General features: G+C 36.5%; 17 protein-coding genes and 2 pseudogenes. 10 read left to right on the top strand and 9 right to left on the bottom strand.

All coding sequences use genetic code 11. The features are described from left to right. Positions 1-12: 12 nt before the first annotated feature. From NSS97_RS26450 to NSS97_RS26425, 6 genes are all read left to right on the top strand, one after another. The gene (locus NSS97_RS26450; protein WP_002184617.1) at positions 13-1,347 is read left to right on the top strand and encodes an MFS transporter; all 1,335 of its coding nucleotides are present in this window, start codon (positions 13-15) and stop codon (positions 1,345-1,347) included. A 248-nt stretch (positions 1,348-1,595) separates the two neighbouring features. Continuing rightward, positions 1,596-2,780, top strand: a complete 1,185-nt coding sequence (locus NSS97_RS26445; protein ID WP_107887189.1) for an HlyD family efflux transporter periplasmic adaptor subunit — start codon at positions 1,596-1,598, stop codon at positions 2,778-2,780. Then, the gene (locus NSS97_RS26440; RefSeq protein WP_341114440.1) at positions 2,777-3,457 is read left to right on the top strand and encodes an ABC transporter ATP-binding protein; all 681 of its coding nucleotides are present in this window, start codon (positions 2,777-2,779) and stop codon (positions 3,455-3,457) included. The genes NSS97_RS26445 and NSS97_RS26440 overlap by 4 nt, the downstream gene beginning before the upstream one ends. After that, positions 3,454-4,656 (top strand): ABC transporter permease, encoded by a 1,203-nt coding sequence (locus tag NSS97_RS26435; RefSeq protein WP_002089681.1) that lies wholly within the window; start codon positions 3,454-3,456, stop codon positions 4,654-4,656. The genes NSS97_RS26440 and NSS97_RS26435 overlap by 4 nt, the downstream gene beginning before the upstream one ends. 124 nt (positions 4,657-4,780) lie before the next feature. Continuing rightward, positions 4,781-5,461 (top strand): YIP1 family protein, encoded by a 681-nt coding sequence (locus tag NSS97_RS26430; RefSeq protein WP_107887190.1) that lies wholly within the window; start codon positions 4,781-4,783, stop codon positions 5,459-5,461. Positions 5,462-5,678: 217 nt separating this feature from the next. After that, entirely contained in the window at positions 5,679-6,149 is a 471-nt protein-coding gene (locus NSS97_RS26425; RefSeq protein ID WP_341114437.1) for a sigma-70 family RNA polymerase sigma factor, read from the top strand. Positions 6,150-6,232: 83 nt separating this feature from the next. Here the strand turns inward: NSS97_RS26425 and NSS97_RS26420 are convergent, their stop codons facing one another. Beyond that, positions 6,233-6,709 (bottom strand): competence protein ComK, encoded by a 477-nt coding sequence (locus NSS97_RS26420; RefSeq protein WP_044439437.1) that lies wholly within the window; start codon positions 6,707-6,709, stop codon positions 6,233-6,235. 193 nt (positions 6,710-6,902) lie between these two features. On the opposite strand from NSS97_RS26420, the gene NSS97_RS26415 reads away from it, so the two are divergent. The 3 genes and pseudogenes from NSS97_RS26415 (at position 6,903) to NSS97_RS26405 (ending at position 8,208) form a co-directional block, all read left to right on the top strand. Further along, on the top strand, positions 6,903-7,301 hold the full coding sequence (locus tag NSS97_RS26415) for a DUF4359 domain-containing protein (RefSeq protein ID WP_003192852.1): 399 nt from the start codon (positions 6,903-6,905) through the stop codon (positions 7,299-7,301). 147 nt (positions 7,302-7,448) lie between these two features. Next, positions 7,449-7,583, top strand: a pseudogene (locus NSS97_RS26410) (IS6 family transposase); the annotation flags it as partial. Positions 7,584-8,022: 439 nt separating this feature from the next. Then, positions 8,023-8,208, top strand: a complete 186-nt coding sequence (locus tag NSS97_RS26405) for a hypothetical protein (protein WP_033713836.1) — start codon at positions 8,023-8,025, stop codon at positions 8,206-8,208. On the opposite strand, the gene NSS97_RS26400 is transcribed toward NSS97_RS26405, so the two are convergent. The 6 genes and pseudogenes from NSS97_RS26400 to NSS97_RS26375 all read right to left on the bottom strand — a co-directional run bounded on the left by NSS97_RS26400 (position 8,205) and on the right by NSS97_RS26375 (position 10,903). Then, positions 8,205-8,462 (bottom strand): hypothetical protein, encoded by a 258-nt coding sequence (locus tag NSS97_RS26400; protein WP_025148140.1) that lies wholly within the window; start codon positions 8,460-8,462, stop codon positions 8,205-8,207. The genes NSS97_RS26405 and NSS97_RS26400 overlap by 4 nt on opposite strands. Continuing rightward, entirely contained in the window at positions 8,452-9,294 is an 843-nt protein-coding gene (locus tag NSS97_RS26395; protein WP_107887191.1) for a hypothetical protein, read from the bottom strand. Before NSS97_RS26395 ends, NSS97_RS26400 begins: the two co-directional genes overlap by 11 nt. Before the next feature lie 447 nt (positions 9,295-9,741). Further along, the gene (locus NSS97_RS26390) at positions 9,742-10,014 is read right to left on the bottom strand and encodes a hypothetical protein (RefSeq protein WP_025148143.1); all 273 of its coding nucleotides are present in this window, start codon (positions 10,012-10,014) and stop codon (positions 9,742-9,744) included. After that, positions 9,993-10,430: a hypothetical protein gene (locus NSS97_RS26385; RefSeq protein WP_341114430.1), complete on the bottom strand. Its 438-nt coding sequence runs from the start codon at positions 10,428-10,430 to the stop codon at positions 9,993-9,995. Before NSS97_RS26385 ends, NSS97_RS26390 begins: the two co-directional genes overlap by 22 nt. A 137-nt stretch (positions 10,431-10,567) precedes the next feature. Next, a pseudogene (locus NSS97_RS26380) lies at positions 10,568-10,657 on the bottom strand (DUF2922 family protein); the annotation flags it as partial. A 21-nt stretch (positions 10,658-10,678) separates the two neighbouring features. Then, the gene (locus tag NSS97_RS26375) at positions 10,679-10,903 is read right to left on the bottom strand and encodes a DUF1659 domain-containing protein (RefSeq protein ID WP_002016256.1); all 225 of its coding nucleotides are present in this window, start codon (positions 10,901-10,903) and stop codon (positions 10,679-10,681) included. A 111-nt stretch (positions 10,904-11,014) separates the two neighbouring features. Here NSS97_RS26375 and NSS97_RS26370 point away from each other — a divergent pair, with 111 nt between their 5' ends. Continuing rightward, a complete protein-coding gene (locus NSS97_RS26370; RefSeq protein WP_107887192.1) occupies positions 11,015-11,500 on the top strand; it encodes a VanZ family protein in 486 nt (161 codons plus the stop codon). 154 nt (positions 11,501-11,654) lie between these two features. Here the strand turns inward: NSS97_RS26370 and NSS97_RS26365 are convergent, their stop codons facing one another. Together NSS97_RS26365 and NSS97_RS26360 are read right to left on the bottom strand one after the other, a co-directional pair. Further along, positions 11,655-14,411, bottom strand: coding sequence for an SNF2-related protein (locus NSS97_RS26365; protein ID WP_107887193.1), 2,757 nt, complete (start codon positions 14,409-14,411; stop codon positions 11,655-11,657). Beyond that, positions 14,395-16,014, bottom strand: a complete 1,620-nt coding sequence (locus NSS97_RS26360; protein WP_107887194.1) for a hypothetical protein — start codon at positions 16,012-16,014, stop codon at positions 14,395-14,397. Before NSS97_RS26360 ends, NSS97_RS26365 begins: the two co-directional genes overlap by 17 nt. Positions 16,015-16,073: the final 59 nt, after the last annotated feature.

The raw sequence follows: 16,073 nt of genomic DNA, 5'->3' as shown, positions 1-16,073 counted from the left end.
AGACGAAAGAATATGTTTAAATGGCTTAAGCCAGCACCTGCAATTGAGAGATTGCCGGCGGATATGATTGACAGGGTATACAAATTATTACGTATTCGTGTGCTAATGGGAATTTCAGTTGGGTATGCTGCTTATTATTTAGTGCGTAGTAACTTTACGTTATCAAGTACGTATTTAGTACAAGAATATGGTTTTAGTACAGCGGAAATTGGATTGCTAGGTTCAGTAATGGCAATTGTTTATGGATTTAGTAAGTTCTTTATGGGGAATTTATCCGATAAAGCTTTCGCCCAGCGCTTTATCGCAGTCGGATTATTCTTATCGGGGCTTGTAAATATTTGTTTCGGTTTTGCATCTTCATTTGGGATGATTGTTACATTACTTGTCTTAAATGGTATTGTACAAGGTATGGGAGCACCACCTTGTAGTATCGTTATGACGAAATGGTTCTCGAAGAAAGAACGTGGTACGAAAACAGGTATTTGGAATATTTCACATAACGTTGGTGGAATGCTAGTGCCGCCCCTTGTCGGAATTGGTGTAGGTATTTTCGGTGAAAATCATTGGCAGGGCGGGGTATTTATTTTCCCAGCGATTATCGCAATGGTAATTGCAGTTCTTGTTTGGATTAATGCGAAGGATACACCAGAATCTGAAGGTCTTCCTCCAATTGATGAGTATCGTAATGACTATGAAAATCTTGAAAAAGCAGATAATGCTAATAAGATGTCACCGAAAGAAATTTTAATGAAATATGTAGTGACAAATAAGTTCGTTTGGTATTTATGTATTGCAAATGCATTTGTTTACTTAATTCGTTTCGGTGTTATTAACTGGGTTCCGCTTTATTTAACGACAGTTAAAGGTTTTTCAAAAGCAGAAGCGCATGCTGCATACGCGATTTTTGAAGGTATGGCAATTCCAAGTTCATTAATCGTTGGTCTTTTAAGTGATAAGTTATTTAAAGGAAAACGTATGCCATTATGTATTATGAGTATGGCCGGAGTTGTTGTTGGTACGGTTGTATATTGGCAAGCATCTAGCGTACTTGTTGTAAGTATTGCAGTTTCTATTATCGGTTGTTTAATTTACGTACCACAGTTTTTAATCGGTTTAAGTGCGATGGAATTAGTACCGAAATTTGCAGTAGGTACAACAGTTGGTATGTGTGGTCTGTTCGGTTATGTAGGCGGAAGTCTTGTAGCAAACGCAGCAATTGGTGTTATTGTTGATCGTTCTGGCTGGGATGGCTGCTTCATCTTACTATTAGCAGGCGGTATTTTATCAACAGTATTCTTATTTATCGTGCAACGTGGGCATGAAAGAAAAGGTCCTAAAGTAGCGTAATAGTTTATTCAGAAAAGTGATCCAATCATTATTTTGGATCGCTTTTTTTATATAAGGAAACCTTTCCTTAAAACTATCTTAAAAGATAGAATGTCATATTTCTAATCATTGGTATTTTTGTTACAATATAAATGATTGTGTAAAACTTTGTAAAATGAGTGTAACAATGTAAGTGGGGATGCAATTTTCCGAAAGTTTTATACAATTAAATATCTATTAAACTATTAAGATATAAAAGGAGAGAGAATATGTTACCAAATACGGTTCGTACTCCAAACAAGAAGAAGAAATGGATTATCATCGGAGTTATTGCACTAATTGTTATTGTAGCAGCAGTTAATATTTTTGTTATGCAAGGTAAGAAGAAAGGTACGGCGAAGACAGATGCTGTAAGTTTTGAGAAAGTGACAGAGCGAAAGCTTAATAATACGAAGTTAATTTCTGGTCAAGTAAAGCCAGGAAATATTGAAAGTTTCTATGCGGATCCGACTAAAGGAAAAGTGAAAGATATTGCAGTGAAAGAAGGACAAGAGGTAGAAAAAGGAACGAAACTATTCTCTTATGATAATGAAGAAATTAATCTTCAAATGAAGCAAGCTGATCTTGATCAGAAGATGGCTGATATGCGTTACGATCAAGGGAAAAAGAAGATTGATTCATTGAAGAAAGAAATTAAGAAGGTAAAAGATAGTGGGGCTGGGAAAGAAGTAACAGACCCAATGGAAGAGCAAGTAAGCGAATTAGAAATGGTACAAAAAACAACTGATCTTGAAAAAGAAAAAGGAAAGTTACAAAAAGAAGAGTTAAGTAAAAAACAGAAAGAACTTACGATTTATAGTAATTTCACTGGTGTTGTACAAAAGTTAGACAAAGATGCGGCACAAAGTTCATCTCAAGCGTTAGGTGGTCAAGGGAAAGCATTTTTACAAGTTGCTTCTAAAGACCCGTTCCAAGTTCAAGGGACTTTAACAGAGCTTCAAAAGTCACAAATTCAAAAAAATCAAACGTTCACTGTAACTGCGAAAGCAAATAATAAGAAAAAGTGGACAGGTAAAATTACGGAAGTAAGTGAATTCCCAACGAGTGCAGAGATGGCTCAAGCTGCTGGTGAGGGAACTCAAAATATGTCTCAATATACATATAAAGCAAGTCTTGATAGCCAAGATGGTTTATCTCCAGGTTATCACGTTTCTCTGCAAGTAAATTTAGAGAATAAGACAATGATTGCTGTTCCAAGTAAGAGCATTGTAGAAAAAGGCGAAGATGCATTAGTTTATATTGAAGAGAAAGGAAAGCTTCGTAAACAAAATGTGAAAAAAGGTTCTACTGATGGAGACTGGACAGAGATTGTTGAAGGCGCAACAGTGGGGCAAAAGGTGGTTAAAAATCCTTCCGACGACGTGTATGACGGAATGGAAGTGAAAGAGAAATGATTACGTTAAATAATATTGCTAAGACGTATTATCAAGGGAAACTTGCGGTGCCGATTTTACATGGTATTAGTTTAACAATTCAAAGCGGTGAGTTCGTTTCTATTATGGGACCGTCTGGTTCTGGTAAATCAACGCTTATGAATATTATCGGTTGTTTAGATCGTCCAACAGAAGGTGAATATATGTTGAATGATGTGAATATCTTAACAGCAGACGAGTCAAAACTAGCTTTAATTCGTAATGAATATATCGGCTTTGTGTTCCAGCACTTTAATTTGCTGCCGCGTCTTTCCGCAGTGGAAAACGTTGAACTTCCGCTCATCTACGGTGGAGTGAAGAAAGCAGAGCGTCGTCAAAGAGGTCTTGAAGCGCTTGGAAAAGTTGGATTATCAGATAGAGTAGACCATTTACCTAGTGAATTATCAGGTGGACAGAAGCAACGTGTAGCTATCGCAAGATCGATTGCAAATAATCCAACGTTCATTATGGCCGATGAGCCGACAGGTGCGCTTGATACGAAGTCTGGTGCACAAGTTATGGATATTTTCACGAAGCTAAATGCAGAAGGTACGACGATTGTTATGGTTACGCATGAAGAAGAGGTAGCAGCGTATTCTTCCCGCCGCATTGTACTGCGAGATGGGAAAATTACAGAAGATAGAAGGTGTGCAGTATGAGTTTACTAGATAGTATAAAAATTGCCCTATCTTCTATTTTAGCTCATAAACTGCGTTCAGCTCTTACGATGCTCGGTATTATTATTGGTGTTGGTTCTATTATTACTGTCGTTGCGATTGGGCAAGGCGGGGAAGCGATGCTGAAGTCGAAATTCGCAGGTTCTGGTGGTAATAACCTTATGCCAATTCAATTTAAACCAGATATTAATGATGAGTTTGCTATAGGTGGATTTCAAATACCGAAGTTAACTGAAGAGGATATTTTGGAAGTAAAACAAGTGAAAGATGTTTCACACGTTATTACGACAAACCAGAATTCAGAGGTACTTGATGTAAATGATAAAAAAGCAAATCTAAATGTTATTGGTCTTGATAATGAATATTTTGCGGTTAATAAAGTAAAGGTCGTAAAGGGACGTACTTTAAATGAATCCGATATTTCTCATGCAAATAACGTTGTGATGATTAGTACAAAAACAGAAGAGACGTTATTTAAGGACGTAAACCCAGTTGGACAAATTATTGAGATGAAGGGGCAGCCAATGCAAATTATTGGTGTGTATACATCTGACAATGAGTTTATGGGATTTGAAATGGAAGAAGCGTTAATTCCCCTTACTTTATGGCCTGTTTTATACGGAACAGATGAGATTCAAAGTATAGCAATTCAATCTAAAAATGTAGACAATTTAGAATCAGCAGGGAAACAAGCTGTTGATGTATTAAATAGTCGTAAGCCAAGTGAAATTCCAGGTAAATATGAACTGGTGAATTTAAAAGAGTTCCAAGAAAATGTTTCTAAAGTTACTAATATCATGACGATGATCATCGGTGGTATAGCTGGTATTTCATTAGTCGTTGGTGGTATCGGTGTAATGAACATCATGCTCGTATCTGTAACAGAGCGTACGCGCGAAATTGGAGTACGCAAAGCGCTTGGGGCAACGCGTAGTAAAATTTTATTACAATTTTTAATTGAAGCGGTTATGTTAACGCTTCTAGGTGGTTTGATCGGAATTGGTCTTGGATATGGCGGGGCATATATTGTTTCCACATTTGCGAAATGGCCACCGCTCGTTTCATGGGAAGTTGTCGTTGGAGGCGTATTGTTCTCTATGACACTCGGTATTATTTTCGGATTAATTCCAGCAAACAAAGCTGCGAAATTAGATCCAATCGAAGCACTTCGTTATGAGTAGATTATTAGTGTAGTAGAGAAGTTCTCTACTACAAGTTACCGTTCTAGTGGGCGGTTCGTAGCCTCTACATGAGGATGTGAACCGCCCGTTAGAACGGGTTATATAAATAGAGGGAGGCGTTATAATGGAAGCGAATATTAATACGCAAGATGTAGGTTCGAAAAAGCCATCATTATTTGGAATGATTACATCTCCAGGTGTGCAGTTTGAGAGAATGAAAACGAAAAGTCCGGTTTGGGGGGCATTTTTCCTGTTTGCTATACTTGGGACAATCACGGCAGCGGTAGTGGCTTATTTAGCGGTAGTTAATACTCCGGAGTTGGCAAAAGAGCTTAAGGGCGATTCAGCAGGTATGGTTAAAGGGTTTACTCTTGGAGGGGGAGCGATTTTTGGTTTCCTTGGAACAATTGTTGGTTTGTTTATTGTAGCTGGATTTTATAAGGTTATTATGATGTTCATGAGTAATGATACACCGTATATGAAGATATTATCTATTTACTTATATGCAAATATTGTTTATTATCTTGGTGGTATTCTAAATGCAGTGCTAGGTTTTATTCTTGGTGGAACTGGTACTGATAAATATACAAGTTTAGCGCCTTTATTTGATCAGGGAACGATTGCTTATGGTATTGGTTCTGCGTTTGAAGTGTTTAACATTTGGAGCTTGATCTTAACTGGTTTAGGCTTGCATATCGTTGCCGGTTTAAGTAAAAAACAGGCAATAATTTTAATTTCTATATTCTTTATCCTTACAATTGGATTTAGTATGTTAGGCGGTATGTTCTCTGGCTTTGGTAAGTAATATGTTATTTTGAAAAGGTGGCTCTTCCTAGAGTCACCTTTTTTATTTTTACCCCTATTTCAAATACCCCCAGCAGAATTTCAAATTCTGCCTAGTGTAATTTCAAATTACGGCAGCAGTATTTGAAATTACCCACAATGAAATTTCCTTTCTCATTTTATATTGTAGAGGTACCGCGGAATACTGAAGAGGTATACCTTTTAGAAACGGGCACTGTGTGAAGCCAGCGACTTTTGCAGATACGGTTGTTTTGTATGAAGGTATGATTGTAAATCAAATAAAGAGGTTAAATATTTACCAAGATTATGAAGAGTATTATCAATGTGGTTTAATTGGTCTTTGGCATGCTTATGAAAGGTATGAGGAGGAGAAAGGGAGTTTTCCTGCTTATGCGGTTGTAACGGTACGTGGTTATATATTGGAAAGGTTGAAGAAAGAATGCGTAGTGCAAGAGCGCTATGTATGCACGGACGAGTATGAGGAACGATTTGAGTGTGAAGATGCTGGAACGAGGGCGAAGGATTTTATGAGTGTGTTAGATGAGAGGGAGAAGCATATCATTTCAGAGCGATTTTTTACAGGGGAAAATATGGGAGAGATAGCTTCTGAAATGGGGATGACGTACTATCAAGTGAGATGGGTATATCGACAAGCACTTGAGAAAATGAGAGATAGTGTAAGGGGATAAGAATAATAAGTAGAATGGAAGGCAAAGGAAATATTGCGTTCCATTCTATTTACTTTAAGGCAGTAAATGTGGCAAGAGGTTTTTTAAGGTAATGAATCTTTCATGTTCATTCGGGATAATACATGTCCAGATTTGAAAAATTGTTGCTGTAACTTATGAGAACCTATTTGTATTGTTATGGTAGTTCCGTTAAAAAAATGAATGTTAGCTTTGTTAGTTTTTTTGGAAAACTCTATCTCATCTATATGGTTATAGAACAACCAAATGCAGCTTGGAGAAGAAGGAGATTCTGTTGGGAAAACGCAAATATATTCTTTGTGATTAATCGGAATTGGAACATTTTGTTTGAGCTTAAAGTTTATTTGGACTGCATGACGTCTACCTTGATAAGTAGAATGAACATGTGTTAGACAAGATTTCTTTATGAGTTGGATAGCTGTTTGGCAAGAGTACAGAGGGTTTCCGCTACTGTCGATAATTTTTGTCCGGTAATAAGGGTGTTTGCAAGGTTCGAGCATCATTGTAGAACTAGAAATAAAAATATCATTTTCATTATCCATGATTCTAAAATCCTCCCTTATAAAAATTTTTATTCTGAATATAATTATATACGAATTATGTAAAACATTATTAATCTTTTGTTTCGTATTGTAAATTTTTACGGTTCGTTTACAATCAATAGATGATAGTCTTTCTAATTTGCATCGCTTGTACATATATATGAAAATAGAAAAGAGTAGGCGGTGATATAGCATGAAGAAAAAGTATATTATTATGGCTCTAGCTGTTGTTCTCTTAGTTTATTTAGCAAACAGTAATCCGGGTAAGGGAGAATATACGGATTGGGCAGCAAAACAATTTATGAAGCGTAATGATGTGAGTAAGAAGCTAGACGAGGTTGAGAAAGAAAACAAAGAGGGTATACTTGGCGATCTAGCATCGGCGGGAAAGAAATTGGCAAATAAGTATGTTGAGCCACAAGTTGGATTATTAATCGATCATTATACAAAGCGAAATGATTATATTTTCTTCTCGACATATAAGACAGAGTTTGATGTAGGCGGAGAGAATTATAAGTATGTTTGCGTTGGCTTTTCAAACATCTTTATCCCGATTGAAATGCCGAAGAAAAAAGACGAATCTGCAAAATAATGCAGATTCGTCTTTTTGATTTACGGAGTAATCTGAACTTCAGATAAAGTTTTTTTGGTTCTGGTGCAAACACTCCAAAACGCTTGTAAATGACCTCCTAAACTTGGACATACTGATATTAGTACTCTAAAAAAGGATGTGATTGGTATGGAAGAGAACAATCTATTCAAGTGGAAACATTCTCAACTGGATATTATTTTATTAACCGTGAGATGGTACCGACGGTATAGCATCAGTTTTCGTGATTTAGTTGAAATGATGGAAGAACGTGGGCTATCCCTTCCTTAAAACAATTTGACCTATCGTCAAAAGAAACTACGCTTTTGCTAGACTAAGCTGATACTTAATGAGACTAAGCTGATACTTAATGAGACTAAGCTAATACTTTATGAGAATGAACTGATACTTCGCTAAACTGAGCTGATTTTCGTTAAACTGTGGACAAAAATTAAAACCTTATGATAAAACAAAACTATAACTACATTGAATTGAACAAAAAACTAAACTTATGGTACAATAATTCCGTCAAAAAAATCAAAAACTCCTCTCGGTGTTGGTTGCATCAAAAGGATTGAATAAATCTAATCTACATATAATTTAGATACTTAAATCACAAGTTATTATTTAAAGTCAAGTTCTTGGGAGGAACTTGTCTTTTTTATTTTTATCAAATTTATACTCAGACACAACACTCACACCGAAAAACAAGGAGGTGAATTACATGAACGATAGCAAAGAATTTTGTCCTCATTGCAACGCTAATTTGCAAGGTGATCCGATTCCTAAAGAATCACAAAAATGGTATGGCTGCACTCATTTTACTCGAAAAATCGGGATTTCAAGTATCACACGCGATACAATCTTGAACTGGCAATGTCCTGATTGTAAAAAAGAGTGGAGAAATTAAGCTTCTCCACTCTCTTTTTTATCGAAATAAGGCTTTACTACTTTCTCTATATAAGTTTCTATAGTTTCCAAACTAGCACTTATTTGTCGTTCTTCTTTTAGTTTTTCATATATTTTTTCTGGTGTTTGTCCACAAGAATAACGAGTCCATATTGCTCTTATGATAACTGGCGGTAAGGCTTCTTTGTTTTTAACTTTTCGTAGCATATTTGACCATTTATCTCGACTTCTACCCATTTTCCAATCATTTGTCACCTTTCAATTTTTCTTGAAACAACTTTTGAACAGCTAGCGATGCCGGGTCCATTTTCTGAACACCTTTTTGTTCTCTAATTTTAACTGATAATCTCTCTTTCAATTGCTCAACTCCCCCATAGTAACCATGATTTATTTTCAAGTATTCGTTTATTTTCATAGTATTGGGATATTTACGCTTTCCATCTTCAGCTATTCTTGAATTTTTCACACGATATTTATAAGCAATTTCTAACATTTCATCAGTTAATAGTGGTTTAGACCGTTTGTTTTGCCCTGTATTAATTTGTGAAGGCTTATCCAGTATTTCTGGATGTTTTTCTCTTAAACTATTTATCAGCGTTACGTGAGAGCCTTCATATGCATAATTTTCTTGCATGTAACGAAAAGTCCTCGAATAGTTATAGCGACCTGTCTTTTCTTTGTAAGATTTAAGATGTTTATAGGCAATAGCTAATTCTTCACCGCTTAATACTTTTGGCCTTCCTTTTCCTTGTTGGTTTTCAAATTTTTCATAAGCTTTTAATCTTGTTTTTAGCATTTCAATTTCCGCTTGTTTGTTTAGTAATTTAGTATTTAATAATTGCGTTTGTCTTTTTTCTTTCTCATATGAATCCCAGTTCTTTTTTATTTTGTCATTTAAAGAGTCGAGCAAGGATCTAAAGGAATTAGTTTTCATTTCAACAAAGCCTTCCTTGCTATATTGTCGTACTGGAACAATTACTTTTTGTCCATCTACGTTATGCTCTAAAGGTTTTGCACTCCCTACATCATCAATAAAATTAAAATTAGGGCTTACTTTTAAATTTTCATCCGAACCGTTATAACTCATAAGTCGCACCTCTTTTGATTTTTAATTTAAAACAATTATATCATTTTTTTAAAATATAAAAGAAGGGAAACTTATAACTCATAGAGAATTTTATTTAAAAAACATAAAGGAGTTGGAGTTTATGGCGATAAAAGAACTTGTAAAACAGACTACTTTAACAGGGCGGATATCACGAATACTTAACGATTCAACAGAATTACAAAAGGAAATCCAACGTTTATCAAAACGGTTCGACAACAAAAATAGGGAGTGCGAGGTATTAAAGGAAAAGTGCGAGGAATTAAGCAAAAAATTGGCATTTTACGAAAGAATACATTCACTCAAAACTAATAAATAGCAATTAAATCCGTGAACAAGACTCAGATTTTATGTTATAATAATTCCATTAAAACAATAAAAAATCCTTTTAGTGCGCTAACACCAAAAGAATTAAAATATAACAATGTGCTATTGTTTGAAGTCAAGTTCTAATTCTTGGGGACTTGGCTTTTTATTTTTGTCAAACTTATAGTTAGACACGATATTCACCGCTTTCTTGAAATCATATTTCTCGCATAAATCCAAGAAGTAGGAACGATTTTCGTATTTTAAAATCTTTTTCCAAATATCATAATCTAATAAGCCTAACAAATCAGCGTCTTCTAGCTTCTCTTTAGCAACTTGTTCATCTGTCTTATCTTCTAATATGAATCTCTTTTTCAAACCTTGTGACCATTGCAATTGCGCTTACCTTTGAAACACTCAGCATATTCTAGGAATAATTTTAAATACTTTTCATCATCTTCCTCAAGATATCTCCGTAAAAAATCAAAAGGCGTCATCGAATCATTTTTAGCTTTTTTAATATGCGCTTTACTCAGTTCCTGATCCAAACCCCAAGTACCATGTTTACTTAAATAATTTTGAGCTTCATCTCCATCTTGCAAATCCAAACCATATTTATAACTCGTACTTAATCCGAATTTTTCTAACGTTTCTTTTAATCTATCAGCTTTATTATGACCAAACGTAAGGGTTAATAAAGCGATATAACCACCTTCACTTAAAAGCATGCTGTAAATCCTTACGTCGTCTCTCACTAATTTTCGCTGCGCAAACCGGACAATTTCAAACACTTCCACAAACCAATAGGCCATTATAAAATGCCCTTTTAGTTTTTTTATGTTCCCAAACCTGAACGTTAGTTTTATTATTCACTAATCTAAGACACTTAGAAACCCGTTCATTTGGTAATGCTTTTCTTGCAACAGAAGCGTTTTTTCTATGAGGCGTGCACCCTTTTTACTGGTGTAATGGGATTTTCGATAGAAAAGGCAACTGTTTTTCCATCTTCTTTCACGAAAATTAACTCTAGTACTTGCATGCTTTATTCCCTCCTTTTTAATTATAGATTAGAAAGATCTGACGTGCTTACAAGTTGTACAGCGTGAAGTGATGATTGTTGTAGTGAAGCAAGAGCACGTGCTACTTCATGTACTTTTCCTAAATCTGCATTTGTTTTTACACGTTTGAATTGCTTGTTCTTAAAAACTGTTTTACCGTTTTTGTCTAATCCTCCGTTTAATACAAGGCGTAAAGTTAAATCCATTACGATTGTTTCAACTGCCATGTTTATCACCCCCTTTCACCTTATAAATAGGGTGTAAATGTCATGTTTTGGCGTGAAATTTTTTCTTTTTTTTGGTACTCTTAAAAGACTAAGAGAGGGGTTTTCGTAAGAATGAATCGTAAATGGTTATTTTGGATTCCTGTATTACTATGGATGGGGATTATTTTCTATTCTTCAGCTCAGCCATATAAAAAACAGGATATGCGCTCGGATATTGAGCAATATGTAAATGTTGAGTTTGTGAAAGAGCATTTTTCATGGGTATCTATCGATTATGGCGGAGGTACACCTGTTAGTATCGCAAATAAAGGTGTAGCTGGATTTGTTGAGTTTTTCCTACGTAAAGGTGCTCATTTTATGGTGTTCTTTATGCTCGGCTCATTGACGTATTATGCTTTTCATCGATCGGGTTATTCGAGAAAAAGGTGCTTTGCATACGCCCTCCTTTTCGTTGCGGGGTATGCAGCATTTGATGAAATTCATCAATGGTTTACAGGAGACCGTACACCGATGTGGCAAGATTCATTGCTTGATACGTGCGGCGGGTTAACAGGAATTATAATAAGCAATTGGTTTTGGCATAGAAAAAGGAGCTAATCTCAGTTAGAGATTTGCTCCTTTTTCATTTATCCCGCTATTTGTGGGAATAGAAACATCCACCTTATCCAGCATTAACTGTCCGTAAAAGCCCGATTGGTGAAGGCTAATAATCAGTGGGGGATGAACAAAACCCATTGATTAAAGTTTCACTTTATACGCCAAGTAATTCTTTTAGTTCGTCGGTTGATAGTTCGGTCATCCAACTATCGCTTGTAATGACGGCGTTGTTTAATGATTGTTTTCGTTCTAACATTTCATCAATCTTCTCTTCAAGTGTTCCCGTTGTAATAAGCTTATGAACGTGAACGAAGCGTTTTTGACCGATGCGATAAGCACGGTCTGTTGCTTGGTTTTCTACAGCTGGATTCCACCAACGGTCATAGTGAATAACATGGTTGGCGGCAGTTAAGTTTAATCCTGTTCCGCCAGCCTTTAACGATAAGATGAAGATGTCATACGTTCCGTTTTGGAACTGCTCAATCATCTTGTCACGCTCTTTCTTCGGTACGCTCCCGTTTAAGAAGAGGACGCGCTGACCAAATGTTTCTTCTAACATACTTTTTAGCATGTTCCCCATGCCAATGTATTGAGTGAAGATTAAGCAACTTTCATTTTGGTCTTTTATATTTTCGATGAGCTCCATTACCGTTTTTGTTTTCATAGAGCGCTCGACGATATTTTGTGGTTCTTCTTCTTTCAAATAAAGGGCTGGGTGATTACAAATTTGTTTTAGCTTGTTCAGCATAAGTAATATAAATCCGCGTCTTTCAATTCCGCTTAATCCTTCTACATTTTGTAATGTATCTTGAACAAGTTGTTCATATAAGGAAGCTTGTTCGCCAGTTAGTGGACAATAAGCTTTCTGTTCTTGTTTATCTGGTAAGTTTAATGCGACCGTTTGATCTTTCTTCGTACGACGCAGTAAAAACGGCGAGATAAACCGCTGAACTTGCTGGATTTTTCCTTCATCGCGGTCCTTTTCAATCGGTGTGACGAAGCGGCGCTGGAATTGTCCTAAGCTTCCGAGATACCCATGATTGATAAAGTCGAAAATAGACCAAAGCTCAGCAAGTCGGTTTTCCATCGGTGTACCGGTTAAAGCAATTTTGTGATTTGCTTGTAGGTTTCTTACTGCTTTCGACTGTTTCGTATGTGGGTTTTTTATATTTTGTGCTTCGTCTAAAATAACAGCGTCCCAGCATAACGTACTAAGTTCTTCTTCATCAAGCTGAGCTAATGCATAAGAAGTTAATATAACATCTGCCGATTGAAGAAAATCTTTAAATGACTCATCCTTAGATCGGTTACTTCCATAGTGTAACTGAACACGTAAACTTGGTGCGAAACGCTCAAATTCTTTTTGCCAATTTCCAAGGACTGATGTTGGTGCCACAATTACTGCAGGACCTGTTTGGAGATTGTTTTCTTTAGCGTATAGTAAGTAAGTTATCGTTTGAATACTTTTTCCGAGTCCCATATCATCGGCTAATAACGCTCCAAATCCAAGCTTTCGTAAGTATAGTAACCACTCAACACCGTGTTGTTGATATGGGCGGAGTGTTGCTTGTAGCGAAGATGGTACATCTACTTTTGGAATATCTCCAATGTGTAGAAGTTTTTGGAAAAGCTCTTCGTAATATCCATCTAGCTCGATTTCAATATCGGTAAACGGACTATCGTCTTCTACAATTTCTGTTTCTGCCGTATTAGATAAATGTTGCTGCAACACATCCTTCATTTCAAGTCCATATTTATCGGCACGGTGCATTAGTTTTTTTACTTCTTCAATAAAGGCAGGATCAAGTCTCATCCATTGACCATTTAAATTGAAAAGACGTTTGTTTTGTTCAACGAGTTCGAAAAATTCACTTTCTGATAAATCAATTCCGTCCGTTGAAATGCGCCAGTCGAAATTAACGAGCGTATTCATGCCGAAGAAAGACTGTGTTTGTGCTGTACTTTGCTTCAGCTGTACACGCAACCTCGGTTTTGTTGCTTTTAAATTTTGCCACCATGATGGTAGTAAAATTGTAATACCTGCTGCCAGTAATTCATTACTTGCTTCGGTTAAGAAGTTCCAAGCTTCCGTTTCAAAGAGTTCTTCTCGGAACTTGTCGTCCTCTTTTAGCCACGGTACGAGCTTACTGAATCCTTCTTGTGTTTCAAGGATACGTTCTTCGTAATCGTGCCATCGTTTTGGTAAGGAATCGATACTTTCATATACATATATGCGATGTGCACCACGTTTTGGTGTAACGATTGTTTCAAGCTTCCACATTTCAAGTTCTTCTTGCGGTTCTTGTAGTCTTAAGCCGACTGTAAATGGAAGATCATCTTCAATGTAACCAATTTTTCGAAGCCAATCTTCTTCATGTAGTGCTGCTTCCAATTGCCTTTTCGTAAAGTCGTAATGTTCATATAGTCTCTTTGCATCTTCCCATCCGTCATTTGAGCGAGCATCTTGCAAAATACTTTCGTTCACAGCGGCAGAGAAAAGAGATGCTAACATGTCATCTTCAATTGAGGTATTCTGAACTTTCCAAGATGGCTGCTGAGACCAATGCTTCATGTCAGGTGCGAAGCTGCCGCTGACGAAAGCGTCCCATAATTCACTTGCGTCCTTTGTAAGTGCCGTAATAGGACCGTTCATTTGCATATTTGCAAATGAATTCATCGGTTTATTTGCGATGTATTCAAATGCCTGTGCATTCGTTAACATAACGCCTTGTTTTCCCTCATACGTTGCTTCTTTTAAAAACGTTCCGTAGAAAGAAGTAGAGTGCCATGCGAATGCATTTTTTTTCCAAGTTGCTACGGATAAGAGCGTACCGCTATCATCTTCTCCCCAAAGGAACCAACCTTGACTAACGTGCTGGAGCCTAATTGTTACTTCAGTTTGTATGATCATCGATTAATTTTCCTCTCCGTAATTCCTCTTGTAGTGCACGCAGACGTGAATGTAAGTTAGCGATATGAATAATGAAAGCATCCCATTCATCAGTTCGCTTCAGTCGTTTATAAAGCATACGTAATTTCTTTAAGTAACGAACGGCACGTTTATATGATTTGCGATTTCGCTCTTCAATTGCTTCCATTGCGGCATGGTGATAAAGAGGAAGTGCTGCTTCGGGCGCTTCTTTTTCAATATCTTTCAATGGGTCTTTCAAAAGTTCGATTACTTCGAATCCATATAAGAGCTGAAGTTCCGTCCATGCATGGTATTGTTTCTTCGCAAGTACATATTGTTCATAATTTGTGAAACTATACGGTAATAGTTCTTGTAAAATCATTTCTAATCCCGCTTGTTCATTCGTATGCGTTGCATATGTCTCATACATCATCACAAATAATCGAACGATATCTTGTATGAAGACGGTATTTTCTTGTTCCGTTATCGTTTCTTTTACTTGTTTATAAGTAAAGGAAAGCCAATCTTTAGCGCGGTCCCACTCCATCGCACTTAATAACTCTTCTAACCAATAGAAGTAAAGGCTCACAACAGAAGAAGGCTGTTTTTCCAGTAATTCCATTGCCGATACATCTTCACCGTTTAAAAAGAGCAGGTGAGAAGATGCTAATGCTTTGGAAAGTGGATTGATTTTAGTATCGATTCGTTTTTTTTCTTCTTGTAGCTGCTCTTCTGTTCTTAACAGTTCACCCCATACGTGACGATAAATGAAGAATCGCTCTTGTGTATAGGCATCGGTAGAGAAGAATGCTTCATGTATGAGCCGCGCTGTTTCTTCTAAAATCGGTTTGGATTCTTCTGGAATCGCCTCTGTTTTTAGGTCCCTAACGGTAGATTCAACTTTATCAACGAATAGGCGAACGACGTTAACTGGTTGGTGATAAGAATATAGTTTGTTTGCTTCAAATTCTTGAATTTCTTCTAATAATTTTTGAAAGCAATAAAGTGCCGCGTGCAACTTAAATAATTCATGAATAGCAACGATGCGCGGAGCTTTCCGTTCTAATTTTGTATAGAAGTCTGTAAAAAGACTCATAAGAAAATACATTTGTTTATAAGTGAGCCGCGCTTGTTCTTTTTTAAATGATTCATATTCATTTTCAAAGTATGTTTGCCAACTTTTATAATCCATTTCTTCAAAAGCTGATGATTGCAATACTTGTCGTGCAGTTCGAATAGGAGGAAGAGAAGGTTTTGTATTATTTTTGAATAAAGTTAATACATCTCCTACTTGCCCAAAACTAGAAGCTGCAGATAGTAACACAGCAAGCATATGCTGACATTGCGTTGGCGCGAAGCAATCGCAATAGCTTTCAGTGACATTACGAATCGGGATGTGAACGCTATATACACTGCCTTCAGCATTTACAGTTCCGGATAGCGTATAGCCATCAAAGTCAACGTTATAGACAACACCACTACGATATAGTTGCCGAGCTGTAGCGACATGCTCTTGATCAGCAACTTGCTGTGGATCAAGCCCTTGAACGAACTCATTCGCAATCATCATAATTTCATCTTTCGTAATTGAGTCTTGCAGCATAATATTCCTCCGTACACAGATTTCATTCCTTTACCATTATAAACAAAAAATGCTCAAAA

The sequence above is a fragment of the Bacillus sp. FSL R12-0074 genome, assembly GCF_038005725.1.
Lineage (GTDB): Bacteria > Bacillota > Bacilli > Bacillales > Bacillaceae_G > Bacillus_A > Bacillus_A mycoides.
The sequence above is the reverse complement of the archived record's forward strand: the minus strand, read 5'-3'. Positions and strand labels throughout refer to the sequence as shown.